The 25,523-nt window shown below is 69.0% G+C and carries 14 protein-coding genes and 3 pseudogenes; 11 read left to right on the top strand and 6 right to left on the bottom strand.

Features of this window, described 5'->3' with window-relative positions; translation table 11 throughout:
- Positions 1–30: 30 nt before the first annotated feature.
- Entirely contained in the window at positions 31–1,176 is a 1,146-nt protein-coding gene (locus tag ACFQ6S_RS07155) for a serine hydrolase domain-containing protein (RefSeq protein WP_383404653.1), read from the top strand.
- 249 nt (positions 1,177–1,425) lie between these two features.
- Positions 1,426–2,307 carry a GNAT family N-acetyltransferase gene (locus tag ACFQ6S_RS07150; protein ID WP_383404651.1) on the top strand — a complete coding sequence of 294 codons (882 nt, stop codon included), beginning with the start codon at positions 1,426–1,428 and terminating at the stop codon, positions 2,305–2,307.
- A 70-nt stretch (positions 2,308–2,377) separates the two neighbouring features.
- Here the strand turns inward: ACFQ6S_RS07150 and ACFQ6S_RS07145 are convergent, their stop codons facing one another.
- The 3 genes and pseudogenes from ACFQ6S_RS07145 to ACFQ6S_RS07135 form a co-directional block, all read right to left on the bottom strand.
- On the bottom strand, positions 2,378–3,361 hold the full coding sequence (locus ACFQ6S_RS07145) for a BtrH N-terminal domain-containing protein (RefSeq protein ID WP_383404649.1): 984 nt from the start codon (positions 3,359–3,361) through the stop codon (positions 2,378–2,380).
- A 696-nt stretch (positions 3,362–4,057) separates the two neighbouring features.
- Positions 4,058–7,066 carry a family 16 glycoside hydrolase gene (locus tag ACFQ6S_RS07140; protein WP_383404647.1) on the bottom strand — a complete coding sequence of 1,003 codons (3,009 nt, stop codon included), beginning with the start codon at positions 7,064–7,066 and terminating at the stop codon, positions 4,058–4,060.
- A 349-nt stretch (positions 7,067–7,415) separates the two neighbouring features.
- A pseudogene (locus ACFQ6S_RS07135) lies at positions 7,416–8,194 on the bottom strand (SAM-dependent methyltransferase).
- A 262-nt stretch (positions 8,195–8,456) separates the two neighbouring features.
- Here ACFQ6S_RS07135 and ACFQ6S_RS07130 point away from each other — a divergent pair.
- On the top strand, positions 8,457–9,929 hold the full coding sequence (locus ACFQ6S_RS07130; RefSeq protein ID WP_383404645.1) for a glycoside hydrolase family 43 protein: 1,473 nt from the start codon (positions 8,457–8,459) through the stop codon (positions 9,927–9,929).
- A 268-nt stretch (positions 9,930–10,197) separates the two neighbouring features.
- On the opposite strand, the gene ACFQ6S_RS07125 is transcribed toward ACFQ6S_RS07130, so the two are convergent.
- Positions 10,198–10,602: a type II toxin-antitoxin system PemK/MazF family toxin gene (locus ACFQ6S_RS07125; RefSeq protein WP_383404643.1), complete on the bottom strand. Its 405-nt coding sequence runs from the start codon at positions 10,600–10,602 to the stop codon at positions 10,198–10,200.
- A 167-nt stretch (positions 10,603–10,769) separates the two neighbouring features.
- Here ACFQ6S_RS07125 and ACFQ6S_RS07120 point away from each other — a divergent pair.
- The 4 genes and pseudogenes from ACFQ6S_RS07120 to merB all read left to right on the top strand — a co-directional run bounded on the left by ACFQ6S_RS07120 (position 10,770) and on the right by merB (position 16,954).
- Positions 10,770–11,977, top strand: a pseudogene (locus ACFQ6S_RS07120) (IS701 family transposase).
- Between the two features lie 337 nt (positions 11,978–12,314).
- Positions 12,315–15,830 (top strand): SpoIIE family protein phosphatase, encoded by a 3,516-nt coding sequence (locus ACFQ6S_RS07115; protein WP_383404641.1) that lies wholly within the window; start codon positions 12,315–12,317, stop codon positions 15,828–15,830.
- 100 nt (positions 15,831–15,930) lie between these two features.
- A pseudogene (locus ACFQ6S_RS07110) lies at positions 15,931–16,115 on the top strand (transporter); the annotation flags it as partial.
- 131 nt (positions 16,116–16,246) lie between these two features.
- Positions 16,247–16,954: an organomercurial lyase gene (merB, locus tag ACFQ6S_RS07105; protein WP_383404639.1), complete on the top strand. Its 708-nt coding sequence runs from the start codon at positions 16,247–16,249 to the stop codon at positions 16,952–16,954.
- Positions 16,955–17,002: 48 nt separating this feature from the next.
- Here merB and ACFQ6S_RS07100 read toward each other — a convergent pair whose 3' ends face one another.
- Positions 17,003–17,908 carry an alpha/beta hydrolase family protein gene (locus tag ACFQ6S_RS07100; protein ID WP_383404637.1) on the bottom strand — a complete coding sequence of 302 codons (906 nt, stop codon included), beginning with the start codon at positions 17,906–17,908 and terminating at the stop codon, positions 17,003–17,005.
- Positions 17,909–18,519: 611 nt separating this feature from the next.
- On the opposite strand from ACFQ6S_RS07100, the gene ACFQ6S_RS07095 reads away from it, so the two are divergent.
- Together ACFQ6S_RS07095 and ACFQ6S_RS07090 are read left to right on the top strand one after the other, a co-directional pair.
- The gene (locus ACFQ6S_RS07095; RefSeq protein WP_383404635.1) at positions 18,520–19,035 is read left to right on the top strand and encodes a hypothetical protein; all 516 of its coding nucleotides are present in this window, start codon (positions 18,520–18,522) and stop codon (positions 19,033–19,035) included.
- Positions 19,036–19,392: 357 nt separating this feature from the next.
- Complete coding sequence (locus ACFQ6S_RS07090) at positions 19,393–19,707, top strand: hypothetical protein (protein WP_383404633.1); 315 nt, start codon at positions 19,393–19,395, stop codon at positions 19,705–19,707.
- Between the two features lie 1,086 nt (positions 19,708–20,793).
- Here ACFQ6S_RS07090 and ACFQ6S_RS07085 read toward each other — a convergent pair.
- Positions 20,794–21,972 (bottom strand): PucR family transcriptional regulator, encoded by a 1,179-nt coding sequence (locus ACFQ6S_RS07085; RefSeq protein ID WP_383404631.1) that lies wholly within the window; start codon positions 21,970–21,972, stop codon positions 20,794–20,796.
- A gap of 218 nt (positions 21,973–22,190) precedes the next feature.
- On the opposite strand from ACFQ6S_RS07085, the gene ACFQ6S_RS07080 reads away from it, so the two are divergent.
- Positions 22,191–23,672 carry a long-chain fatty acid--CoA ligase gene (locus ACFQ6S_RS07080; protein ID WP_383404629.1) on the top strand — a complete coding sequence of 494 codons (1,482 nt, stop codon included), beginning with the start codon at positions 22,191–22,193 and terminating at the stop codon, positions 23,670–23,672.
- Positions 23,669–25,114, top strand: coding sequence for a carboxylesterase/lipase family protein (locus ACFQ6S_RS07075; protein WP_383404627.1), 1,446 nt, complete (start codon positions 23,669–23,671; stop codon positions 25,112–25,114). The genes ACFQ6S_RS07080 and ACFQ6S_RS07075 overlap by 4 nt, the downstream gene beginning before the upstream one ends.
- Positions 25,115–25,523: the final 409 nt, after the last annotated feature.

Raw genomic sequence — 25,523 nt, 5'->3', positions numbered from 1 at the left:
CTACGACCACCTCGACCGGAAGGCCGCCCGATGAACGCCCTGCACGACACCCTGCACCGGTACGTCGACGACGGGACGGTGCCGGGCGCCGTGGGCCTCGTGGCCCGCGGCGACGATGTGGAGGTGGTGACCGTCGGCTCGGTGGACGTCGACGGCACCGCGCCCATGGCGAGGGACTCGCTATTCCGTATCGCGTCCATCACCAAGCCGATCACGGCGGCTGCGGTTCTGATGCTGGTGGAGGAGGGGCGGCTCGCTCTGGACGCGCCGGTTGAGGAGTGGCTGCCGGAGCTGGCGAAGCCGAGCGTGGTGCGCACTCCTGACGCCCCGGTCGAGGACGTCGTCCCCGCGGTCCGTCCGATCACGGTCGAGGACCTGCTCAGCTCCCGCACCGGCTGGGGCTTTCCTTCCGACTTCTCACTCCCGGCCGTGCAATCCCTGTTCACCGTGCAGAAGGACGGCCGCGCCCTTCAGGACTGGCCTGACGCGGACACCTGGCTGGGCCTCCTCGCGCAGGTGCCGATGCTCCACCAGCCGGGAGACGCCTGGCTGTACGGCACCTCGTCCGACCTTCAGGGCATCCTGGTCGCGCGGGCCTCGGGCCGCACGCTCCCCGACTTCCTCGCGGAACGGATCTTCGAGCCACTGGGCATGCAGGACACGGCCTTCGAGGTACCTGAGTCGAAGCGGCACCGCTTCGCCTCGTACTACACCCCGGCCCCGGACGGCACTCCGGAACTGGCGGACGCACCCGACGGGCTGTGGAGCCGGGTCCCGCGCTTCCATTCGGGCGGCGGCGGTCTCGCGTCCACGGCCGACGACTGGCTGGCCTTCGCCCGCATGCTGCTGAACGGCGGCGAGGGCAACGGCCACCGCCTCCTCACCCCCACCACGGTCAGCCGCATGACCTCCAACCACCTCACGGCCGGGCAGCGCGCCGACGTCACCCTCTTCCTGGAGGGCCAGGGCTGGGGCTACGGCGGCCAGGTCGACGTCACCGCGGCCGACCCGTGGAACGTTCCCGGCCGCTTCGGCTGGGTCGGCGGCACGGGTACCACGGCACACGTCGTCCCGTCGACGGGAACGATCGCGATCCTGCTGACCCAGGTGGGGATGACGAACCCGAAACCGACGCCGCTGATGCGGGACTTCTGGCGGAGCGTGGCGGGGAGCTAGGGAACGTCCGACGGGGCGCCTGATGACCTGACGGGTGGGTCGTTCGGCTTCCGGTGCGGGGCGCCGTCTTGAACAACGGCCCCTCGTTAAACCCGTTGCCGAGGAACGATGGCCGAACTAGATTCTCCCAGCCATCCGTGATGTTCCGGACCGGCGTTGTCGACGAGGAGGTGTGGAGCACATGCGCAGGAGTGCCCAGCAGTTGAGCCCGCATATTCACCCTTGCCACCTCCTCACGACGGAGACACCTTGTCGCTTCGCATCACCCCACTGACCGACCCCGATCACGGGCCGCACAGCCGGTCTCTTGTCTGGCTGGCGTCCGATGCCGCTTCCATCCCGGTCGGGACGGCCTTTCTGCGTCTGTTCACCGATCCCGGACAGCAGCACCTGGCCGAACTGACCCTCCAGGTGCATCCCGCGGAGCGACGCAAGCGCGTCGGGTCCCGGCTCCTCGACGCTGCCGTGGCCGCGGCTCACGACAACGCCCGACGCTGCGTCATAGCGCAGACCGAGGCCGGATCGCCGGGCGACTGCTTCCTGGCGGCGCGCGGCTTCCGGAAGGTCCTCACTTTGAGGTACTCCCGCTTGGCCCTGTCAGGCGTGGACACCAGCGCCCTCGCCGAGATCGTCGAGCGACCGCATCCTGGCTACAGGCTGGCGCACTGGCAGGGAACCGTCCCCGACGGGCTCGCCCACACGTTCGCCGCCTCACGCCGCGCCATGGACGACATGCCTATGGACGACACCGACTACGGCACCGTGACCTGGGACGTGGACCGGGTCCGAGCCGCGGCCAAGACTGTCGAACAGCGCGGTGACCGGCTCCACACCGTCGTCGCCATCGACACCTTCACCGGCTCTATCGCCGGATTCACCGAACTCGTCGTCCCGGGCGACGGCACAGGCGATGCCCAGCACTACGGCACCGGCGTGCTGCCCGAACACCGAGGACACGACCTGGGCCGATGGATGAAGGCCGAATCGATCCGACAGGCCCGCGGGCACTATCCGGACCTCGGTGGCCTCCTGACCGACACCGCCGAGAGCAACACGCACATGAGACGAATCAACGACAGCCTCGGCTACACACCCACGCACACCACAAACCAGCACCAGCTCGACCTCTAGCGGCGAACAGACGGGCCGGACCAAGGCATCACCTGGTCCAGCCCGTCTTGCGGATGTGCCGGCAGGGCCTCTAGAGCATGCTGAGTGCCTGCATCGCATCGCGTTCGATGCGCGAGAGTCCGTGAAGGATGGTGCCGGCCTCCATGAGGTGCGGCGCGTGGCCGGATTCGCCTGCTGTCGCGACGAGTGCGGCCACCTGTGTCCAGAGGGTGGCGGCCTCGGCATACAGGCGGTGGCCGGTGCGCAGGTGGCTGTTGTCGATCTGCTGGGCACACTCGGCGAGGAAGTCCCGGTAGAGATTGCGGAACAGGGCGCCGCCGGTGCCGGCCCTCTCCATGAGGTCGGCGGTCCGTGACAGGTCCTCGCGCGGATTCTCGCTGCGCTGCAGCCACTTCGGCACTTGCCTGGCGGTCTTCTCGATGCCCCGGTGGCCCAGGTTCGCGATGGGTGGGTTCAGGAAGGCGTCGGCGCAGGTCTTGATCGCGGGGATGATCCGGTCCTGCGGTGACGTCACGTTGCCGGGCACCGTGATGGTGAAGGTGCGGTGCCTGGCCGTCATGGGGCCGCGCTCGGCTCTGGCCCTGGCCAGGCCGGCGAGGCTGGTCGAGACGGCTCCGCCCTGCGGTTCGGTGTCCACCAGGTAGGCGTCCTGTTCGTCGTAGCCGTACATGGCCACGACGTGCCCGCCGAAGTGCACCTTGGTGTTGAAGTAGTCCAGGTGGTAGCTGTCGAGTTGAAGGCCGACCGGTCGACCGGCGTCGATGGGGGCCGCCGCGTTCTGCCATGCCTTGCGCGGGGATGCGGTCTCCTCGACCAGCAGTTCAAGTCCGAGTGCGGCGGACAGGTTCCTGGTGAGCTCGAACGGTTTGACCCGGCCGCCCAGGAAGGGAAAGCCCATGCCTTTGCTGTCCCAGTAGATGAAGGACAGCCCCGAGCCGAGCCCGAACAGCATGGGCTCGGACAGGTCGAGTCCCTCATGCCGTAGCAGCACGCCCAGCGCCGTCGTCTCGCAGTGCTGCATTCCGCGGACATCGATGCCCTCCACCTTGGCCATGCTGCTCATTCTCCTCCGGGAACCAGGCGGCGGCCGGGGTCCTTGTCGGGCCCGGACGCCGTAGTCGGTTATGGGGTGCGGTGGCCGGGTCGTGGTCGGTGAGGAGTTCGGTGATGACGGCTGGGGGCAGATTCGGGTGCGCGGCAGCCAAGGGACGGGCTTTCCGGTCGGTCAGGCAGGCCAGCAGTGCGGGGGCTGAGGCGTGGGGGTGCCGGGCGACTTCGCGGAAGACCTTCCGCACCGGTCGCCGGTGCCTGGTCAGTTCCTCCGGCAGGGTGGGGGAGGTGTCCGGGTTGGCCGCCACTTCGGCGACCACCTGGACTGCATGGCGGGCGACCATGGCGCGCAGGCGCGTCTCGGAGAGACCCGGGTGGGGTGCCTACGGACTTGGCGACCAGCCGGCCCTCGTACGCCAGGTGGACGGCGATCTCCTCGCTGCGGGCGGCCAGCGTGGTCAGTTGCGCAGGAGTGAGGTCCGTGCGTGCGGCGGGTTCGCTGCTGAGGTCGGTGTCAGCGATGGTGATGAGCCGTTCGATCCGTTCGGATGGCAGTGACGGGTTGGCGGCGAGTCCGCGTAGGACATGGTTCACGGGCACATCCTGGTCGGACTCCGGGTGGATGGCTCGTGGATTTCGAGGTGAAGGCGCGCCCACAGTCTGCGTAGGCGCGCCCCCGTTCCTCGCGGTTCTGGTCTTTTCAGTTCAGCGGCTCCACCCAGATGTTGCGGTAGCGCACCTTGTTGCCGTGGTCCTGGAGGCGGATGGCCCCGGCCGACGGTCCCTCCGGTTGGCCGCCGCCGGTCGGGCCGTCGATGGCGATGTCGTCGTGGATCTTCTTGCCGTTCCAGACGACGGTGACCCGCGCGTCGGCCGTCTTGGTGCCGTCCGCGTCGAAGCGGGACGCTCGGAAGGTGATGTCGTACGTCTGCCAGGTCTCCGGTGCTGTGGCCGCGTTGACGTCCGGAGCCTTCTTCAGATAGATCGCGCCGGCTTCGTTCGTGTCGAGCGTCGTGTCACCGAAGGAGTCGAGGATCTGAAGCTCGTATCGGTCCTGGAAGTAGACGCCGCTGTTGCCGCGGTCCTGACCGGTCACGTCGTCCGGCAGGAGCGGGACGCGGAACTCCACGTGCAGCTTGAAGTCCTGGTAGGCGTCCTTGGTGCGGATGTCGCCGCAGCACACCTCCATCGACTGCTCGTCGGTCAGTGGCCATTCCACGGACCGTCCGTCCGTGTGCTGCCACTGACCGCGGGAGGCCGCGGTGCCGTCGAACAGGGCGACCCGGGTGCCGTGCGGGTGGACGGTGATCAGGTCCAGATTGACGTGGCCTGAGTCGCCGGAGTCGAAGCGGTAGGCGATGGTGTTCCGGCCTTCGCGGAGGGTGACCCGTTCGGTCTGTGTCGACCAGGTGTCCCAGTTGCCCGTCGAGGCGAGCTTGGTCTGTCTCAGCTTCTTCCCGTTGGCGTACAGGGAGAGGGACTTGGTGCCCTGGAAGGGGTTGGGCCCGTTGGAGTAGCGCAGGCTCACGTCGTAGTCGCCGGCCTTCGCGACGGTCACGTCGAAGGTGGTGGCGGCCTTGCCCTCGGTGCCGTAGCGATCGACGAAGCCGCTGCCCGAGTAGCCGGTGTGGTCGGTGTTGATCCCGGCCGTCCCGGTCAGCCGCGCCTCCTCGGCCTCGTACAGCGTCGCGGGCGGCGGCTGCTGGCCCGGCAGGGCGTTGAGCGTGTACCAGGCCTCCGTGCTCCACAGCGCCTCACCCGACGCGGACGCGAAGGGGCGTGGTGAACGGACGTGCACGACGCGGCCCGTCTTGAGCCCGTCTAGGCGTAGCGAGACCGTGCGCCCGTCGTCGGCGAGAGTCGCCGAGCGGACGTTCAACCGCTCCTCGGCGATCTTCGGACCGCCGTAGTCCGATGTGGGGGAGTAGCGCCACTGTTCGGCCTGGTAGCTGGAGGCCAGCTTCTCCACGGTGGCCTCGGACAGCGGCTGCGTGTATTCCAGGTCGAAGCCACCGGGGACGGCACGCATCTCCTTGATGTCGAAGGTGTTGCCGCCGTTGGGTGTCAGCTTCTGGAGGCCGAACTTCAGCTTTCCTTCCTGGCCCCAGTTGCCGTCGGCGCCGAGCCCGCCCGCGTAGACGGCGCCGTCGGGGCCCATGGTGATGCGGTTGACGCCGGCCTCGAGTCCTTGCGTGTAGCGGAACACGGCGCCCTGGTACTGGCCCTTCACCTTCTCCAGATAGGCACGCTGGAGCCCGCCGTAGGTGACGTCACCGACGAGCATCTGCCCGGCGAACCGGCCCTTGGTCAAGTACAGCGGTGTGCTGGGGGAGTTGGCGATCTCGTTCTGCGGCAGCCACAGCACCGGTTCGGTCACCGGCCGGTCGTCGAAGGGGCCCGAGGGCTCGGTGTAGTGGTTGAAGAAGCGGTCCTGCTTGATGTGGACGAGCTTGGACGCGGGCAGCCAGCCGCCTTGGTTGTCGGTGGTGAAGATGTCGCCACCGGGGCCCCAGCCGATGCCGTTGGGGGTGCGCAGACCGCCCGCGATCGGCTGGATCTTCCCTGACTTCTTACTGATCTTGTACGTGGTACCGCGGCCGGGTGCCGGCTGGGGAGTCGTGGTCGCGCCGCCGTAGTTGATGGCGACGGACAGGTTCACGTAGAAGTAGCCGTCGCGGTAGAGCAGCCCGAAGGCGAACTCGTGGAAGTTGCCGCCGTAGGGCCATGTGGCGACGGTGCGGTACTCGTCGGTGACGAAGTCCCGGTCGCTGTCGACCAGTTGGGTCAGCTCGTGTTTCTGCGACACATACAGCGAGCCGTCGACGTACTTGATGCCCATGGGCTCGCGCAGCCCGCTCGCCACCTTCTTCACGGTCACCTTGTCGCGGCTCGTGGCGCCGGTGACGTTGTCGAGGAGGTACGCCTCGCCCGTGGTGGTCTGTGAGCCGCCCCAGGTGGTGATGGCCAGGCGTCCGTCGGGCAGCCAGTCCATGCCGGTGACCTGAGGCTCGAAGCCGTCGGGGCGGAGGTCGGTGAGGGTGAGGTCGGGGCGTACGTCGGTCAGCGGCAGGCCGTCGCCCGGGCTGTCCGCTCCCGACTCGCACTCCTTGCGTCCCGGGGCGGTGACCCGCACCACTCCGGCGTCGGTGCTCAGTGCCTCGCTCGGCACGGTGGTGAAGCCATCCGCGGCCGGAGGCTTCCACGCCAGCGCGAGGCGCTGCTCGCCGCCCCGCTCGAAGTAGTCGATCCGGAACGGGTGGGATCCGGGGGTGAGTTGGACGGAGCCGTCCTTCGGCTCGGCGGCGTGCAGTCCGTCGTGGTCGATGACCGTCCGGTCGTCGATGGTCAGCCGCGAGCCGTCGTCGCTGGTCAGGCGGAAGGTGTAGGACCCGTCGTCGGGAATGACGAGGTAGCCGGACACTTCGGCCGAGAAGTTGTCGGCGAAGCCGCCGAAGTCGCCGGTCGTGGACCAGTCCACCGTCGGCATCAGCTTGTCTTGGTTGGGGGTCTGCCCCGGCTTGAGCGTGCACAGCTTGCTGAGCGGGACCTGGGTGTCGAACACCCGCAGGGTCACTCCCGGTTCCTGGGGCGGGATGTCATCGGGGGCGGCGGCGGACGGGGGTGCTGTCCACACGCCCCCGATGAAGAACGTTCCTAGAAGCAGGGGGGTGAGCCGTCTTCGGGCGCGGCGGAACAACCGTGGATGCATCGGTCCTCCAGAACGGACCGGAGGCCGCCGGATTGCACTCCGGTCGAGATACCACTGCGCGGGGAGCGCAGAGGTGGTACTCGTGCGGTTGCGCCGATACCGTAGGGGACTTTTGCCGAGCGCGTCCATACTTTGTCATCAGTCGGTTCAAAGTCCGATCCGGTGAACTGGTCGTGCACAGGACGGTCGGCTCATGCGGGACGGTGTCTGCCCGTTCGCCCGCCGGGTGCCATGGCCCTGCGATGCGTGAAGCACTGTTTCATCGGCTCGCGCGGGGTGCCTGTCTCGCGCCGGCCGGTAACGCTTTGGCAGCCCTCTTGCGGGGGCCGCCCTCCCCGGCCGAAGACGGTCAGACCTTGAGCCCCACGCCACCGAACATGGCTACCTCGGCGGGCAGATCGGTCTCGTCGCCATCCGGTCGCCATCCGGTCGCCAGCGGTTGCAGGACACGACGCCCGGGTCGAGGAGCTCGAGCCCGTTGAAGAACCCGGCGATGGCGGCCAGCGTGCGCTGAGTCAGCTTCGGTGTGCCGTGCTCGTTCCAGAACGCCACCGCGGCTTCGACGTCCGGCATCTCCGGCCGCGTGATCGTATGCCAGAGGACGAGGTGACTCCCGGCAGGCAGTCGGTCCATCAGGCGACGTAGGACCTCGACACCTCATCGTCGTGCTCGATGAAATGACGACGCCGAGCAGCATCAGTGCTACGGGCTCACTGAAGTCCAGGGTTCGCCCGGCATGCTCCAGGATGGTGTCGACGTTGCGCAGATCCTCGTCTAGATAGTCGGTGCGGCCCTCGCTCGTGCTGGTCAGCAGGGCTTGGGCGTGGGCCAGCACGATGGGACTGCGTGTGTGTTGTCGGCCGTCGGAAGGCCGGTGCCGATGTCGAGGAACTGCCGTATCCCGCGCTCGCCGGCCAGGTACCGCACGGCGCGCCCGAGAAACTGCCGATCGGCGAGGGCGTAGTCGCCGATGCCCGGATGCAACGTGCGGATCTGGGCTCCGGCAACCTGGTCGACAACGTAGTTGTCCTTGCCGCCCAGCCAGTAGTTCCAGATTCGGGCCGTGTGCGGCTGGTCGGTCTTGATTCGCTTGCGCGCCTCGGTCGAGGCGGCGGGAATCCCGGTCACGCGGTGTCCTCCGGATCAGCCCGAGTTTGGGGTCAAGGAGCAGCCTGGTGGCAGGAGTTGGGGAGACCGACTCGGGCCGGGACGGGGTTCGACATCGCAGATTCCGCGCAAGTCATAGGTGTGGTAGCTCGGCTGACGGATCGTCACCTATCTCAGTGCAGGTGTTTACATCGATGTAATGACTGTGGTGCCATAGACAACCGCCCGCTCATGTAGCGCTGTCCGCTGTCCAAGGCACTTCGAGAGATGTGGGGAGTCGCCGATGCGCGCTCGTTCCGTCACCACCTTGGTGACCGGCCTGTTCGCCCTGCTCGTCAGCCTGATCTGGGTACCGCAGGCCACTGCCACGGCCACTGTCACCGCCACTGACCGCACGTCGGACGCGGCACCGGTAGCCGCCGCCGCGGGAACCTTCCGCAACCCACTCAACACAGGACCGGACCCGTTCATGACCTACGCGAACGGGGCCTACCACCTCACCACCACGCAGGGCGACAGCATCAAGATGTGGCGCTCCTCCTCACTGAGCACCCTGCTCGCGGCCGACCCGATCACGGTGTGGCGAGACACCGACGCCTCGCGCAGCCAGCACATCTGGGCAGCCGAGTTCTACCGCTTCAACAACCGCTGGTACATGTACTACACGGCAGATGACGGAGTGGACGAACACCACCGGCTGTTCGTCCTTGAATCGCAGGCCGACGACCCGGCGGGGCCGTACCACTTCAAGGCGAGGCTCACCCCGCCCAACCACACCGGCGACTTCGCCATCGACCCCGGGATCCTCCAGCACAACGGCAAGCTCTACCTCGCCTACAGCGGCATCAACGCCTATCAGCACAACGGCCTGAACATCGCGCCCATGTCGAACCCCTACACCGTCTCCGGCAACGCCATCGCCCTTGACGGCGCCGGAGGATGCCCCGAGGTCCGTGAGGGACCCGAGTTCCTGAACCGCAACGGCCGTACCTGGATGACGTACTCGGCGTGCGACACCGGCAAGCCCGACTATCAGGTGTGGATGATGTCCCTGCCCGATGGCGTCGATCCTCTGGTGCCCGGCAACTGGACGCAGCACAGCGGGCCGGTCTTCTCGCGCCATGACGCCAGGGGCGTGTTCGGTCCCGGCCATCACGCCTTCTTCCGTTCCCCCGACGGTAAGGAGGACTGGATCATCTACCACGCCAAGACCACGTCGGACTTCACCTACACCAACCGCACGACCCGTGCCCAGAAGATCGGGTGGCGTGCAGACGGCAGCCCGGATCTCGGCATCCCGCTCGCACTGGGCGCCACACAGGACCTGCCCTCCGGTGACCCCGGATCGGGCAACTACTGGATCAACGATGACGGCCGTTCCAGCGGCAGCGGCACGGTGACGTTCCAGGGTGCCTGGAATTCGGGCACGGGCTGCGCGGCACAGTGTTTCTGGAGCGACGATCACTGGAGTGACCGGGCCGGCAACACCGCGACATTCAGTTTCACCGGCACCAGGATCGCGTTGCTGTCCGTGAAGGACACGGGGAACGGCATCGCGGCCATCCGCATTGACGGGGGCGCCGAACAACGCGTCGATTTTCACGGAGCGATCCGCACCGGTGAGACGCTCCAGTACCTCAGTCCACGCCTGCCGTACGGCGCGCACACCCTGCAGATCCGCGTCACCGGGGAACGCAACTCCTCCTCCCAGGCAGCCTTCGTGAGCGTGGACCGAGCCGAGGTCTACACCGACTGACAGTTGCATTGCCGGGGGCGACGGCACCGGGCCGGGCCGGAGCGGGCGGGTGGACTCTCCCCTGTCGCGCTATCGCGGCACGTCCGTGCAAGCTGGTCCGTCCGGCGCACGAATGGGCCGGGATCGTGCCGACCCTGGAGAGGCAGATCGTGTCGTTGACCTGGCCGATGAAGCGCGCGGTCTCCTCCCTTCGCGAGCTGAGGAAGGAGATCCCCGCCTAGTACTCCAGCCGTAGATCGTGATCTCGATGGTGAGGGCGCCTCTCCGCCTACCCGAGTTCGCCGAGACGGAGGGCGTCCCTTATCTCGCTGAGCTTCGCGGTTGTCGCCGGGGTCCGTTCCTTCGCCTGTTCGCCGAGACGGAGGGCGTCCTCAATCTCGCTGAGCTTCGCGGAGGACAGGACGCCCGCCCGCTCGATCAGGTCGTCCCGGGACACGGTGGTCAGCCACGTGCAGGGGGTAAAGCCCGGGCGCGGGAACGCGAACCGCAGCACGCCTTCAAAGGGCAGTCCTTCCATGGCACCTACTTGCACTTCGACGCCCAGACCGCTGATGTCGACGCCCGCAGGAGTGACGACCTGCATCGCCCGGATCCTGGACGCGTCGTCTGCCGCCAGCAGTACGACCAGCCGCCGCTCGTCGAACTCCACCCACCAGACTTCGCCACGTTGCACATGTCCTCCTGACTCAGGACGGCAGGCGGAACTGCGCGACCCTGACGCGTTGTGGAGACGGGTGCGGCCACCGTTGATCATCGTGAGTTGTGTGGACTGACGAAGAGACAGTGGCCGCAGGTCGCAGCATAGAACCCGCCCGTTGGCGGGACGCGTTCGAGGGCCTGATGGGCCGGATCGCGGGGCGCTTCGCCCGGGTCGAACCCCGGCGCAGGACGGCGCGGTTGGTGCTCGGTCTATTGGCCGACCTGTCGCGCAAGAACTGCTGGACCATCGCCGAGTGGGCTGGCGAGACCACTCCGGACGGCATGCAGCACCTGTTGGGCAGGGCCAAGTGGGATGCCGATCAGGTCTGCGACGACGTGTGTGCGTACGTGGGCACCTGCACGACGACCGGGCGGTGCTGGTCGTCGACGAGACCGGCGATGTGAAGAAGGGCACTGGCACGGTAGGCGTCCAGCGCCAATACACCGGTACTGCCGGCCGGATCGAGATCTCCCAAGTCGCCGTCTACCTGGTTTACGCATGCAAGCGCGGCCATGCCGCAGTGGTCCGGGAACTCTACGTTCCGCGCTCCTGGACCTCCGACCCCGACCGTTGCCGCGCCGCGGGCCTTGCCGAGGAAACCACCTTCGCCACCAAGCCGGAGCTGGCCACTCGTATGGTCGCCCGGTTCCTGGACGCCGGCCACCAGGCCGCATGGGTTGCCGGCGACGAGGTCTACGGCGGCAACCTGAAGCTGCGAACCGCCCTGGAGGAACGCGGCACCGGCTCCGTCCTCGCGGTGGCCTGCTCGCACGAAGTCACCACCGGTGCGGGGAAGTTCCGTGCGGACATCTTGGCCAAGAAGGTACCCAAGCGGGCCTGGCGGAAGCTCTCCGCAGGGGCCGGGGCCAAGGGCCACCGCGTCTACAACTGGGCAGTCATCGACCTCCTCGACCCCCGCCCCGGAAGTCGTCAGCTACTGATCCGCCGTAACCGCAGCACCGGCGAACTCGCCTGCTACCGCTGCTACTCGCCCGCGTCCGTGCCGCTGACCGTGCTGGTCAGAGTCGCCGGATCAAGATGGCGGGTGGAGGAGTTCTTCCAGTCGGGCAAGGGCCTGGCCGCACTCGACGAGCACCAGATCCGCCGCTATACCTCCTGGTCCCGCTGGGTCACCCTCGCCATTTTCGCGCACGCTTTCCTCGCCGTCGTACCCGCAGACGAGCACACCCGCCCCGCACCCGATGCCCTCATTCCGCTCACCTGCAACGAGATCCAGCGCCTGTTCATCACCCTCGTCGTCCGACCCGTCCACGACACAGCCCACCGGCTCGGTTGGTCGAACTGGCGACGCCGCCACCAGGACCGATCCCAAGCCACTCAGGAATGAAGATCACGAACTACGGCTGGAGTACTGGCTTGCGGTGGCGGGCTTGACGCGTTTCCGCGCTTGACGAGTGCGCTTTCCGGTAGCCGCGACCGCCACCAAGTGGCCGATCCGGAACAGCTGCGAGTTGATGATCGCCGCCGTCGGTGTGTTCGGCTGAACGCTTACGCTTCTGAGTAAATCGGCGTTTAGAATATTTTAACCTTTCAATTCTGGCAGGCAGGTAGCCAATACCTTCGGATCCGGCGTCCGATCTGCCCGGAAGGTTCGCAGCGAGTGGCCGTCGGCAGCCTTGGAGGGCGCGGGCGGAGCAGATAGGCGCCAGGAGGAAGATTTCTCGATGACCCGGCCCGATGACCCTCGCACCGCGGCGGCCCGGATGTTCGCCGAGGCCGGCGCGTTCGGCGAGCTTCTGGCCGGGATCGAGTGGGCGGCGACGCCGCTCGGGCCCCCCGAGTCCTGGTCGGGGCCCCTGGTGGAAACCCTGCGGCTCATGCTCACCTCGGAGCACGGGATGGCTCTGTACTGGGGCGCCGAATTCGCCACGCTGTACAACCTGGGCTCCTCACCCATCGTCGGCGCCAAGCACCCCTGGGCGCTCGGCAAGCCGTACAAGGATGTGTTCCCCGAGGTCTGGGACCACCCCGTGAGCTCCCACTTTCACTATGTGATCGACACCCGCAAGTCCCTGCTGATCTCCGATGAGCCGCTCATCATGGAGCGCCACGGGTTTCCGGAACAGTGCTACTTCGAGTCGTCCTTCCAGCCCGTGCTGCTGGACGACGGCACCGCCGCCGGCGTGCTGCAGATCATCACCGAGACCACCGGCCGGGTACTGGGAGAGCGCCGGCTGCGCCTGCTGAGCGAGACCGGCGCCCGCACCGCCGGGCTGCTCACCCCGGGCGAGGTCGCCCGCGTCGTAGCGGAGGTGCTGGGCTCCTATCCCGAGGAGATCCCGTTTCTGAGCCTGTACCTGGCCTCCGAGCCGGGGATGCTGCGCCCGGCGGCCTCCGCCGGGCTCCAGCCGGCGCCCGAGGCCGTCTCACCGAGTGTGACGGACGGGACGGAGGTCGCGGCCCGGCTGGCGCAGGTGGTCGCCGACGGTGCCCCTGCCACACTGCCGGCCGTCGCGCTCACCGGCGGCAACACGGCCGGGCAGCACGCCGCGGCCTCCCGGCTCCCGGTCGAGCAGGCGCTGGCCCTGCCGCTGGACTGTGCGGGCCAGGTGGGAGGCGTCCTGGTGGTGGGCGTCAACCCCTGTTTCCCGCCGGCCGGGACCTACCGGGACTTCTTGGAGGTGCTCGCCGCCGCCGTGGCCGGAGCGCTGACGGCCGCGCTCGCCCATGACGAGCAGCGTCGGCGGGCGGAGGCGCTGGCCGAGCTGGACCGGGCCAAGACCACCTTCTTCGCCAACGTCAGCCATGAACTGCGCACCCCGCTCACCCTGCTGCTGGGCCCGCTCCAGCAGACCTTGGCCGACGAGGACCGGCCCGAGCGGCGCGAGCGGCTGGAGCTGGCCGAGCGCGGCGCCCTGCGCCTGCTGAAGCAGGTCAACACCCTCCTGGAGGTCGCAAGGGCCGATGCCGGGCAGATACGTCCCGTCCTTGAGCCGGTCGACCTCGCCGGTGCCACAGCCGAGCTGGCCGGGGTGTTCCGCTCCGCCTTCGAGGCCGCCGGGCTGACGCTGGAGGTGGACTGCCCGCCGCTGCCCAAGCCGGTGTCCCTGGACCGGGAGATGTGGGAGAAGATCGTCCTCAACCTGCTCAGCAACGCCCTGAAGTTCACCTTCGCCGGTGGCGCCCGCGTGCAGGTGGCCGCGGTCGGCGAACGGGCCCGAATGACCGTGACCGACACCGGCACCGGCATCCCCGCGGACGAGCTGCCGCGCCTGTTCGAGCGCTTCCACCGGGTCCGCGGCGCACGCTCCCGCTCCCACGAGGGCAGCGGCCTCGGCCTGGTGCTGGTGAAGGACCTGGTGGAAGCGCACGGTGGCGCAGTCGGAGTGGACAGCCGGCTCGGCCAGGGCACCGACGTCACCGTGGACCTCCCCTTCGCCGCCGCCCACCGGTCCGGCCCCGACCCGCCCGCGACCGGCGCCGGATCATCCGGGGAAACCCCCGGGGAAGGCGGAGATGGCCGCTCCGGCCGCGCCGCGGCCTATGTGGACGAGGCGCTGGGCTGGCTGGCGACGGATCCCGTCCCCGTCCCCGCCCCCGCCACGGCCACCCCCGCGGCACGCACCCCGCACGCCCCCACGACCCACGACGCCCCTCAAAGCCCGGGTCCGCACGAAACCGACCGCCCCCACCGCCCCCGCCTGCTGGTCGTCGACGACAACGCCGACATGCGCGCCTACCTCATCCAGCTCCTGCAGCCCGACTACGACGTGCTGCTCGCCGCCGACGGCCGGGCCGCTCTGGAGATGGCCCTGGCCCAGCCGGTGGAGCTGGTGCTCAGCGACGTGATGATGCCCCGCATGGACGGATTCGAGCTGGTCCGGGCGCTGCGCGCCGACCCGCGCACCGCCCGCCTGCCCATCGTCCTGCTCACCGCCCGCGCCGGCGAGGAGGAATCCGTGCTGGGCCGGCAGGCCGGCGCCGACGACTACCTGGCCAAACCCTTCTCCGCGCGTCAGCTGCTGACGCGCGTCCGCACCGGGTTGGAGCTGTCCCGGCTGCGCGAACAGGTCCTGACCGAGACCCGCGACCAGCTGGCCGTGCTGGGCTCCCTGGCCGACGCGGGACTTCGGCTGTCCGCCACTCTCGACCCGGACCAGATACTGCAGACTGCCGGACAGGTATTGCTGCCCGATTTCGCCGACCAGATCAGCATCCACCTCACCGCAACAAGACCCGCCTCGGAGCAGTCTCCCCCGGCTTACATCGCCGGCAGCCCCCTTCTCGCCCGTGAGGTACTGGCCACCGCCGCCACCCGCGCGATCAACGGCTCCGCCCTCGCCGTCCCAGCCGGCCCGCACCCGCGCGATGCCGTACTGGCCCTGCCGCTGCACGCCCACGACCAGACACTGGGGGCCCTGGTACTGGTCCGGCACACCGGCTACTCCGCGGTCGAGCACAAGTATCTGGAGAACCTCGCCCATCGCCTGGCCCTGGCCTACGACAACGCGACCCGGTTCCACAACGAGCGCCGCCTCGCCCTGACCCTGCAGGGCGCCCTGCTGCCCCACGGCCTGCCCGAGGTGCCGGGGGTGCGCCTGGCCACCCACTACCGGGCCAGCAACCGAGGCGCCGACGTCGGCGGCGACTGGTACGACGTGCTCGCACTGCCCGACGGTGCCGTGGGGCTGGCCATCGGCGACGTCATGGGCCACGACGTGGAAGCCGCCACAGTGATGGGCCAACTCCGCTCCGCCCTGCACAGCCTCGCGATGGAGGGCGCCGGCCCGGCCCAGGTGCTGGCCAGGCTGGACGCCTACCTGCAGTCCCTCGGCACCGAACGCTTCGCCACCTGCCTGTACGCGGTCTACGACCCACACCGCCACCGCCTGCGCTACGCAGCCAGCGGGCACCTGCCGCCCCTGCTGATAGCCGCCGACACCGCCTATCTGGAGCTGGCCCCGGCGCCGCCGCTGGGACTGGGCAGCACCCCGGTCGACCGCGAGGTGGCGTTCCCGCCCGGCACCAGCCTGCTGCTGTACACCGACGGTCTGGTGGAAAACCGGTCGCTGTCCCTGGACGGCTGCCTGGAGGCCCTGCGCCGGACCTGCGGCACACTGCCCGCCGCCGCCCGCACCGACCCCCAGCAGATCACCGAACGGGCCCTGGAGCTGCTGAACACCCCCGACCGGGTCGACGACGACACCGCCCTTCTCGCCGCCACCGCCGAACCGACATGAACCACCCCGTCTCCGTGCCGCCGATGCCGACCTGACCGATGTCGCGGTGTTCCGCGGCACTTCTGTCCCAAGTCTTGACCCGCTGGGCCGGGAGGTGGCCGCCGTCCTCGGCATGACCACCTCGTACAACCAGGTCTTCGGCGTCGCCGACCCCACCAGCACCCGACCGTGTGGAGCGCCCAGTACGCGGGCGTCACTCCGCAACAGGTCATGATGCGCACGCTGCCCTATGTCTGGGCGGTCGCCCTCGGCGGCCTGTGCGTGACCGCGGCCACCTACTTCTGAGCCCCACGAACGACTGGGCGCCGGCGTCGGTGACGCCGAAGTAGTAGGTGTCGTGGGCGGGCATCGGATACGCATAGTGCTTCGGGGCGCACCCTGGATCCATCGCCACAACCAGCGAAGGAATCCCAGCAATGAGCGGGAACGTCTCAGCAGAACCTGCGAGCCTTCAGGGGACGGAGAGGGTCCGCCTGGCCGTGTACAACGGATTCGCCACCACCGGCCGTGCTCCGAGCGTGCCGGAGCTCGCCTCACTCACCGGACTCACCCCCGACCAGGTGCGTCAGGAACTGCAAGCCCTTCACGAGAGCCATGATGTGGTCCTGAGCCCGCAGAACAACGACCAGGTCGTGATGGCACACCCCTTCGCGTCCGTGCCGCTCGGCTTCTCCGTCATGGGCGCGCACACGCTGTGGTGGGGCGGCTGCGCCTGGGACTCGTTCGCCCTGCCCCACCTGCTCCGGGACGAACCCGACGTCCTCGTCGCCACCCGCTGTCCGGCCTGCGGCACCCCGCACGCCTGGGTGGTTGGCCGAGACGCGCCGCCGCCTGGCGACGAGGTGGCCCATTTCCTCGTCCCCATGGCCCAGGCCTGGGACGATGTCGTCCGCACCTGCGGCAACCAGCGCCTGTTCTGCTCCCCCGACTGCGTCGACAGCTGGCTGCGGCGGACGGGCCAGGAGCGCGGCTACGTCATGGACCTGGGCACCCTGTGGCGCTTCGCCGGCGACTGGTACACCGGACGTCTGAACCCGGGCTACACCCGCCGCGACCCCGCCTCCGCCACTGCCTACTTCGCTGAGGTCGGCCTGCACGGATCGTTCTGGGGACTCCCTGAGTGAGGTCCATGCGGGGCCGTCACGGTGACCCCGCAGGCCCGAGCCCGCAGCTCAGATCACGGACCCCGGAATCTGCTGCGCTCTGGCATTGCGCTTCCAGTCCGACCACAGCGCCGAGTCAAGGCAGTAGCCACAACCCGGACCGAAGAACAGCCCGCGGGCCCTCTCGTCGCCCATCAGCCAGTAGCGGAGCCAAGCCGTCACAGGGGCCCGGAACGCACCCCCGTCGCCGATGGAACTGAGGTGCCCGGCGCCGCGGACCTCGCCGTAGACGGCCGGCACGTGGTCGGAGTCGTTGTAGAACGCCTTGACCAGGATCGGCCAGACGATCAGGTCGTCTTCTCCTGCAAGATAGAAGACGGGCTCGTCCATGTTGTCGGCGTCGGCGATCGGTCCGGGCTGAATGGGGACGGCCGTGTCCACCCGCGGATCGATGGCCGCGTTGAGTGCCGCCGCACCGCCCTGGGAGTGCCCGGCGGATCCGATGTGCTCGAGGTCGACTTTCTGGTGGAAGACGCTGCGGCTGTCGGCGTTGCGCCGTTCCAGCACGTCGATTCCGGCACGCATGCTGATCGCGAAGTTGGACGTCGGGGTGTTGGCTGCGGCCACGATGAACCCGTGGCTGGCGAGGTGGCGCAGCAGGCCGCTGTAGACGCCGGGCACGGCGCCGGTTCCGTTCCCCCAGATGACCACGGGGTGCCGTTCGCCCGACTGGCCCATGTTCTTGGGGTAGTAGAAGGTGTGTACGACTCCTATGTCGACGCTCACCTCGTACGGGCCGGCCTTTCCGAAGTCCGTACCGGCGAAAGGAAGGGAACCGGTCGACTGCGCGGTGGCGCTCGGCGTTGAGGCGACCGCGGGGGCGGCGGGGAAGGCGGGGGCGGCGACGGCCGTCAGGCCGGTGAGAAGCCCGGTGACCATGAGGCCCCGGAGCGTGCGGTGGGTTCTGCCGGGCATCGAATCTCCTTGTGTCCCAGACACGTTGCGGCTCGTCATGAACGTGGCTGAGCGCCCATGCTGAAGTTCCGCGCCCGCACTGTCTGCTGGCAGGTGCCCAAGGTTGAGGGCGCCCGCTTGGGCGCTCGCACACCGCTCCAGGTCGGAAGAGCGCGTATGCGGACGCCGTCTGAGCTGGCGAGACGCTGACCTGCCCATTCCCCGGTCACTCGCTGGCGTTCCCCGTTGTTCCCCGCTGGGCGCTGCTCGATCGGACAGGCAAGGGGCACGCAAGGGAGTTCTCCCGCCCTCCCCGGCCGGCAGTGTCCCCTGGGGTCCGATCAAGTCCAGTCGGCGACTACGGGAGCATCTGGACCTGCCGCAGAGACGGCGTGGATCGCCGAGCCTGCAACGAGGACCGCAGACAAGGCGATCAGGCTGGCTCCGGATTGGTGCGTATAGGGGACCATCATCGTCCTCGGAGGGCTGCGTAGAGTACCTGCGGTCATCGATTGGAGAAGACGTTGGACGCGGTCGAGTTCCCTCTCAGCGCTCGGGTGCGTGGGGCCCGGCGATGGCTCGTGGCCACGAGCGTGGCGGGTGCCCTACTCGTGGGAGCCACCGTTGCATCCATGGTCGCCGACGCCTCCGGATGGGTTTCGGTGCCGCGGGCGGTCCAGGCGGGTTTGGTGCTGGCGACGCTGTTCGTGCTGCCCGTCGCATGGATGGCGGTGCACGCTGTGTGGGCGCTGCGCGGGCGGGCCGAGCTGTTCATCGCCGCCAAAGAGCACCCGCGGCGGCGTCCCACCGACCGCCAGTTGGTCAACCACCTGCGCAACGAACATCCGCTCACGCCACTGTGGTGGATGGTTTCCGTCCTTGGGGGCCTCGGCGCGCTCTGCCTCGGGTTCGCGCTTCCGTTCGCCCTGGCGGACGGCGCCGTACTCGCCGGTGTGCTCCTCGGGACCGGGCTCGCCGTGTCTCTGGCCGCCCTGGCGCTGGCCGTGCCCGGTATCCGCCGCGCCGCCCGCCAGGGCTCGGAGGACGAAAAGCGGCGCGCCGAACTGTGGTCCCTGCCCACCGCCGTCGAACGCCGGCTCATGATCCCCCTTCTCGGCGCCGGCGACGGGGCACACCTCGGAGCCTGAACAATCGTTGGGCAAGATCACGGCCTCAGGCGGCCCAGTGAGCCCTGGACGGCCCCTGAACTGCGCTTCCGTGCAGGTCAGGGGCCTTTTCGTCGATAGGAGCCTCTGAAGTTCTCAACTTACGTTCGGGGATTGGTGCCTGCGGAGGCGTTCAGCGAATCGCTTCTGATCAGGGGGAGAGTCGTTGTCGGCTGGCCTCGGAGGGCCCAGAGACGGTCCGAGGCTCGCAGATCCGCGACACGGCCCCTTCGCGCGCGAGCCCTCCTCCGCGGTCGGAGCCGGGATTGCCGTTCGCGAAGCACCTCGGGGCGGCCTAGGCTGAGATCAAGGGCCCCTCGGCTGGAAGGGAACCTCAAGATGCATTTCGTCCTGATCGCGACCCACACTCCGGAAGTCTGTCCGACCTCCAACGCGACAACGCGCGATCTGATGCTGAAGACCGCCCCTGACATCCCGAACCTCGCCCAGAAGGCAGGCGTCGAGATCGTGGCCGGCCCCTTCGTCAACCGCGAACACACGATTGTCATCGTCGTACAGTCCGACAAGGTCGAGAACGTCGACCGCTTGCTGATGGAGTCTCGCCTCCCTCACTGGAACCGCGTCCGCGTGCTGCCGTCGCTGACCATGGAGGAAGGACTCACCGAAGTCGAAGCGCAGACGCCGATCTTCTGAACCCACTCGCTCAGGCGCGAACCGGTGTTTCGATGGGGCGCCGAGCTACGCCATCGCGCGGACGAACACCGTCGGCCCCTGCCTATCGCCCTCTTCATGGCCACGTGCCGCCATCTAGGTTTGAAGATCGCGTATGCGGGTCGGGGCTGATCTGCCGCGATGCTGACCTCGGCGTTCCCGAGTCGTTGGTCGACGCGCCCCGAGTCCCCGTCCGGTGCTGCTCGATCGGGCACGCAAGGGGCACGGTGGCCTCTTCCGCCTTCTAGGCCCGCCGAGTGTGACCCGGCGGGCCTAGCGGGGGGTCACGCGGCCGTGTGGGGCTGCCTCGCCGATGCTGCGCTCACTGCGGTGCCGGAAACGAGGGCAGCCGACAGCGCGATCAAGTTGGTCAGGACGTCCTGGACCTGTGAGGCGGGGACGTAGATGACCACGATGATGACGAGAACGGCAGCCCAGTCCCGCGGGCGGGGGATTGAAAGTGTGTTGGTTGGGGTCACACTCATAGCAGTACCTCCTAGGTGCGCGCCCACCGATAGCTGCTCTCGCCGGGAAGCCTGTGCAGCGGTCGGTGGGCTTTTGCGTTCGACCACTGTGATGTGGGTCTCCCCAAGTGTGCAGCGAAGTAACGGCAGGTAGGCGTGACCTAACCCACGGCTGCGGTGCACAGGGGGCGCACGAAGTCATGTCGTCCACCAAGTGGACAGTGCGGCGCGCCTGATCGGTTCGGTAAACGGATACAACATTCGATAATCGGAGCGCGCGCATGGGCCACAGCACCGCCCGCGCTGCGTTGATCTACCAGCACGCCAGCGCCGACCGTGACCGGCACATCGCTGACGCCCTGAGCCGGCCTCGCCGACAAGGCGCGCAAGAAGATTCGGAAGGCTCAGAAGAAGCAAGATCGAAAGCCCAACGGGCACGCGGGGGACACGGCGGACTGATCGGAGCCCCCGGAAACGATCAGGGCCAGGCGGAGGAATGTTCCTCTGACCTGGCCCTGAGTCGTACAGAGCGGGCGACGGGAATCGAACCCGCGTAGCTAGTTTGGAAGGCCCGTCGCCCGGGAGGGCCGGGCCCATCGGCCGCCTAGCGGGGCACCTGTGCGGCACGCAGGGCCAGTGCCCAGCCGAGGCGGGCCTCGCCCGATTCGACCGACCAGCCGGTGAGTTGGGTGATCCGGGCCATGCGGTTCAGGATCGTGTTGCGATGGCAGTACATCTGCTTCGCCGTGTGCGCTGCCGAGCAGCCGCTGTCCAGCCAGACGCGCAGGGTCTCCAGGAGGACGGGGCCGTCGGATCCGCTGTCGGCCATGCCGTTCAGGTAACGGGCGACCAGGCGGTCGGCGATCTCCGGGTCGCTGGTGAGGACCGCCTCCACCAGCCGGTCGTCCACTTCCGCCACCTCCTTGCTGCCCGGCGGCAGTGTGCGCAGTGAGCGCTCGGCCAGGCGCAACGCGGTGTCCGCGTCCGCCAGTTCCTCAAAGGGCGGCGAGATGCCCGCGGTTCCGGCCCGGCCGCTGCGCAGGACCTCCGCCAGCTCCGCCGGTTCGGCCATGCCAAGGCGCACGATCCCGGTGTTGCGCTCGCCACGGGGACGCCAGAAGGACCACATGCCCGCCGCCTGCAAGGCGGGCTCGGGGTCGGTCGGCGCCAGAGGATCCTGGTCGACCGCGACCACCGCGTAGCGGTCCCGCAAGGGAATACCCAGGGCGGAGGCCGCCGCGGCGGCCACGGTGGGATCGCTGCCGCGGCCGTCCAGCAGCGCCTCGAACAGGGCGCCACGGCGGGAGCCCTGACGGTGGTGCAGTTCCAGCTGGGTCAGCCGGTAGGCATCCGCCATCAGCGTCGAGAAACGGTCGATGGTCTCCCACAGCGCACCCGCGACCTCAAGCACCAGGTCCTGATCGACCGCCTCCCGGCCCCGCAGCGGCGTCGTCATCGCCTGCCACAGCACTCGGCCACCACGGCGATATGCCATCAGTACGGTGTCCAGCGGCATCCCCTGCCGGGCCCGCCGCTGACCGGTCTCGGTGGCCGCGGCGGCGAAGTCCCCGGAGCTCGCGGGCAGTCCGCCGAAGTCTTCCAGGGCGAGGACCAGGTTGTTGTGGCAGATCGCGCGCAGATCGGAAAGAGCCACAGGACGCCCGGAGGCGTAGGTCGGACTGTGCGCGCAGATGTCCGCCACGACGCGTCCCGTGATCGCGTCGATGTCGTTCAGCAGGGTCTGCGCCAGATGGCGGTGCAGCTCTTTCTGGCCATCGTTCATGCTGCGCACACTAGGCGGTTGCCCTGCGTCCGACCAGACTCCGGGGTGCCAATGCCCAGGTCACGGCAGTCGACGCTGGGCAGCTGCACATGGCCCGGGGCGGTCGGATGCTGGATGCTGAGGCGGCCCTCCCGTACTGGTGCCTGCCGCACCCTTGCTTCCCGCCGGTTCTTTCGGGCCGGGATCTGCCCACACCGTTCGTTGCGCAGGAGAGCCGCATGCAGCTGAGTGTCGCCACCATCTTGCAGGAGTCAGCCAGCCGCCATCCCGACCGGACCGCGGTCGTCCAGGACGGCAGCCGGATCACGTATCACGAGCTGTGGCAGGAGGCGCTCCGCTTCGCCGCCGCGCTGCGTGCCCGGGGGATCGGGCCGGGGGACCGGGTCGCGGTGCTGCTGCCCAACACCGCCGACTTCCCACGGGCGTACTACGCCGTGCTGGCAGTCGGCGCCACGGTCGTTCCGGTGCACGCTCTGCTGGTCGCCGATGAGATCGCCTTCGTGCTGCGGCACAGCGACTGCCGCGCCATCGTGAGCGGCCAGCCACTGCGCCCGGCTGCCGAAGCCGCCGCGGCAGCCGTCGGCATCGAGGTGATCGGCGTGAGCACCGGGCACGAGCCGCTCGAACGGGCTGCACCGCGCCGACCGGACGACACCGCCGTGATCCTCTACACCAGCGGTACCACCGGCCGACCGAAAGGCGCCCTGCTCACCCACTTCAACCTGGTCATGAACGCCGGCATCTGCGCCCAGGACCTGATGGGCCTCACCGCCGACGACGTCGTACTGGGATGCCTGCCCCTGTTCCACAGCTTCGGTCAGTCCTGCGCGATGAACGCCGCCCTGCGCGCCGGCGCCACCCTCGTGCTGGCCCCGCGCTTCTCCGGACCCGGCGCCCTTGAACTGCTCATCACCGAGGGCGTGACCGTCTTCATGGGGGTACCGACCATGTATCACGCGCTCGCCGAGGCGGCGGCCCATGACCCTCGCCGGCCGGCAGCACTGCGGATGGGGATCTCCGGTGGCGCCGCGCTGCCCGGGGCGCTCCTGGAGCGCTTCGAGGCCACGTTCGACATGCAGATCCTGGAAGGCTACGGCCTCACCGAGACCTCCCCGGCTGCCACCTTCAACCGCCGCGAACACCGCCGCCCGGGCACGGTCGGACAGCCCGTATGGGGCGTGGAAGCCGGTGTCGCCGATGCCGGCACGGACTGTCGCATCGTGCTGCTCCAGGACGGCGAGGTCGGGGAGGTGGTGCTGCGCGGCCACAACATCTTCGCCGGTTACCTCGAAGACCCGGAGGCCACCTCGGCGGCGCTCGTCGACGGCTGGTTCCGCACCGGGGACCTAGGGAAGCGCGACGCGGACGGCTTTCTCACCATCGTCGACCGCAAGAAGGACCTGATCATCCGCGGCGGCTTCAACGTCTACCCGCGCGAAGTCGAAGAAGAGCTCGCCCGTCACCCCGCGATCGACCAGGTGTCCGTGATCGGCCTGCCCGACGAGTCACGGGGAGAGGAGATCTGCGCCGCCGTCGTCCTGCGCCCGGGCGTCACGGCAACCCCTGAGGAGATTGTCGCCTGGTCGCGTGACCGGCTGGGAAAGCACAAATACCCTCGCGTCGTACGGCTGCTCGGCGAGCTCCCGCTCGGCCCCAGCGGCAAGATCCTCAAGCGTGAACTCCAAGAGGTGTGCGCGTGACCCTCATCACCCCCACGCACGGCACGCTGCGCGGCACCACCGAGCACGGCGTCGCCGTCTTCCGCAACATCCCCTACGCCGCCGCCCCGACCGGCCCGTTGCGCTTCCGCCCACCGGCACCCGTCACCCCCTGGGACGGCGTCCGCGACGCCACCGCCTTCGGGCCCACCGCACCGAAGAACCCCTATCCCGCGCCCCTGGACGAACTGCTCCCCGATCCCGACATCCCGGGCGATGCCTGTCTCAACCTCAACGTCTGGACACCGTCACCCGACAAGGCCCGGCGCCCGGTCATGGTCTGGATCCACGGCGGATCCCTGCGCAACGGCTCGTCGGCCGTACCCGCGTACGACGGGACCCATTTCGCGCGTGACGGCGTCGTACTCGTCTCGCTCAACTACCGCCTCGGCATCGAAGGGTTCGGGGTCTTTCCCGACGCCCCGGCCAACCTCGGTCTGCGTGACCAACTGGCAGCACTGCGCTGGGTGCAGGAGAACATCGGCGCCTTCGGCGGCGACCCGGCGAACGTCACCTGCTTCGGCGAGTCCGCCGGTGCGATCAGCATCGCCGCGTTGCTGACGAGCCCCCATGCCAAGGGCCTCTTCCACCGAGCGATACTGCAGAGCGGCGCGCCCGCAGCCGTCCCGCCCGCCAGGGCGCGGGCCACCACGAAAGCGATGGCGCGCCACCTCGGCATCGCCCCCACCGCCAAGGCCTTCGCCCAGGCGGACCGGGCCGAACTCCTCGCCGCTCAGGCGGCCGTCACCCGCGGCGGCAACCCGCTCACCGGCGGGGCAGGCTTCCACATCGTCGTCGACGGCGACCTCATACCCGACGACCCGGCCACCGCACCGGCACAGGGCGCCGGCCACGACATCGACCTGCTGCTCGGCACGAACACCGACGAATACCGCCTGTGGTTCGTCCCCAGCGGACTCGTGGACCGGATCGGTCGCGGGACCCTGCGGGCAGCCGTGCTGAAGCATCGAGCACCGTGGCGCTCACCCCGCGTCTACCGAACCACGCGCCGGGGCGCCTCACCGGGCGAGATCCTGGGCGCCATCGCCACCGACAAACTGCTGCGCATCCCCCTCAACCGCCTCGCCGACGAGCGCGCCTGCCGTCCCGGTCCAGGTCGCGGTCGGACCTTCTTCTACGAGTTCGCCTGGCCGTCGCCCGTACGTGAACTCGGCGCCTGCCACGCCCTGGAGATCGGGTTCGTCTTCGACAGCCTCGACTCACCCGACACCCACGCCCTCGCGGGAGACACGCCACCACGCGCACTGGCGACCGCCATGCACACCGCGTGGACCTCCTTCGCCACCAACGGCCAACCCGGATGGGCCGAATGGAACGAGCAGCGACCGGTGATGACCTTCGGCGCGGACGGCTCCGAAGTCGTACGAGCGCCCCGGGAAGCGGAACGCCGGCTGTGGGGGTGAGCGGGCCCACGCAACCGAGAGCCGGTGTTCGGCGGCGTTGGCCGAGGCGATGGCGCGCCGCCCACTGGAGACGGTGACCAATGGCCCGGGCGGGCGCGATTCACGGAGCCCTCCAAGGGCCGGGTCCCGCCCGCCGCCGGGCGAAGGCCGGTGCGCGGTTACGGCACGGTGTAGCCGCCGTCGACCAGGAACACCGCGCCGGTGACGAAGCTCGACCGCTCGGAACCGAGTCAGAGCGCGGCGTCGGCGATCTCCCCGTGGTGACGGCCGGGCAGCGCGGCAACTCGCCGCAATTCGAGCCCATGCCCGCAACCGCAGGAAGCTCGGCTCCCGTGGCGGCCGCCCGCCGCCTTTCTCCGTCTGCTACGAAGGCGACTGTGCTGGTCGCGGCCGTGAACGAGTGGCTGTA

Origin of the sequence: Streptomyces sp. NPDC056479 (genome assembly GCF_042795335.1) — a bacterium.
In the GTDB taxonomy this organism is placed as follows: Bacteria; Actinomycetota; Actinomycetes; order Streptomycetales; family Streptomycetaceae; genus Streptomyces.
This window is presented reverse-complemented; position numbering and strand designations above follow the sequence as displayed.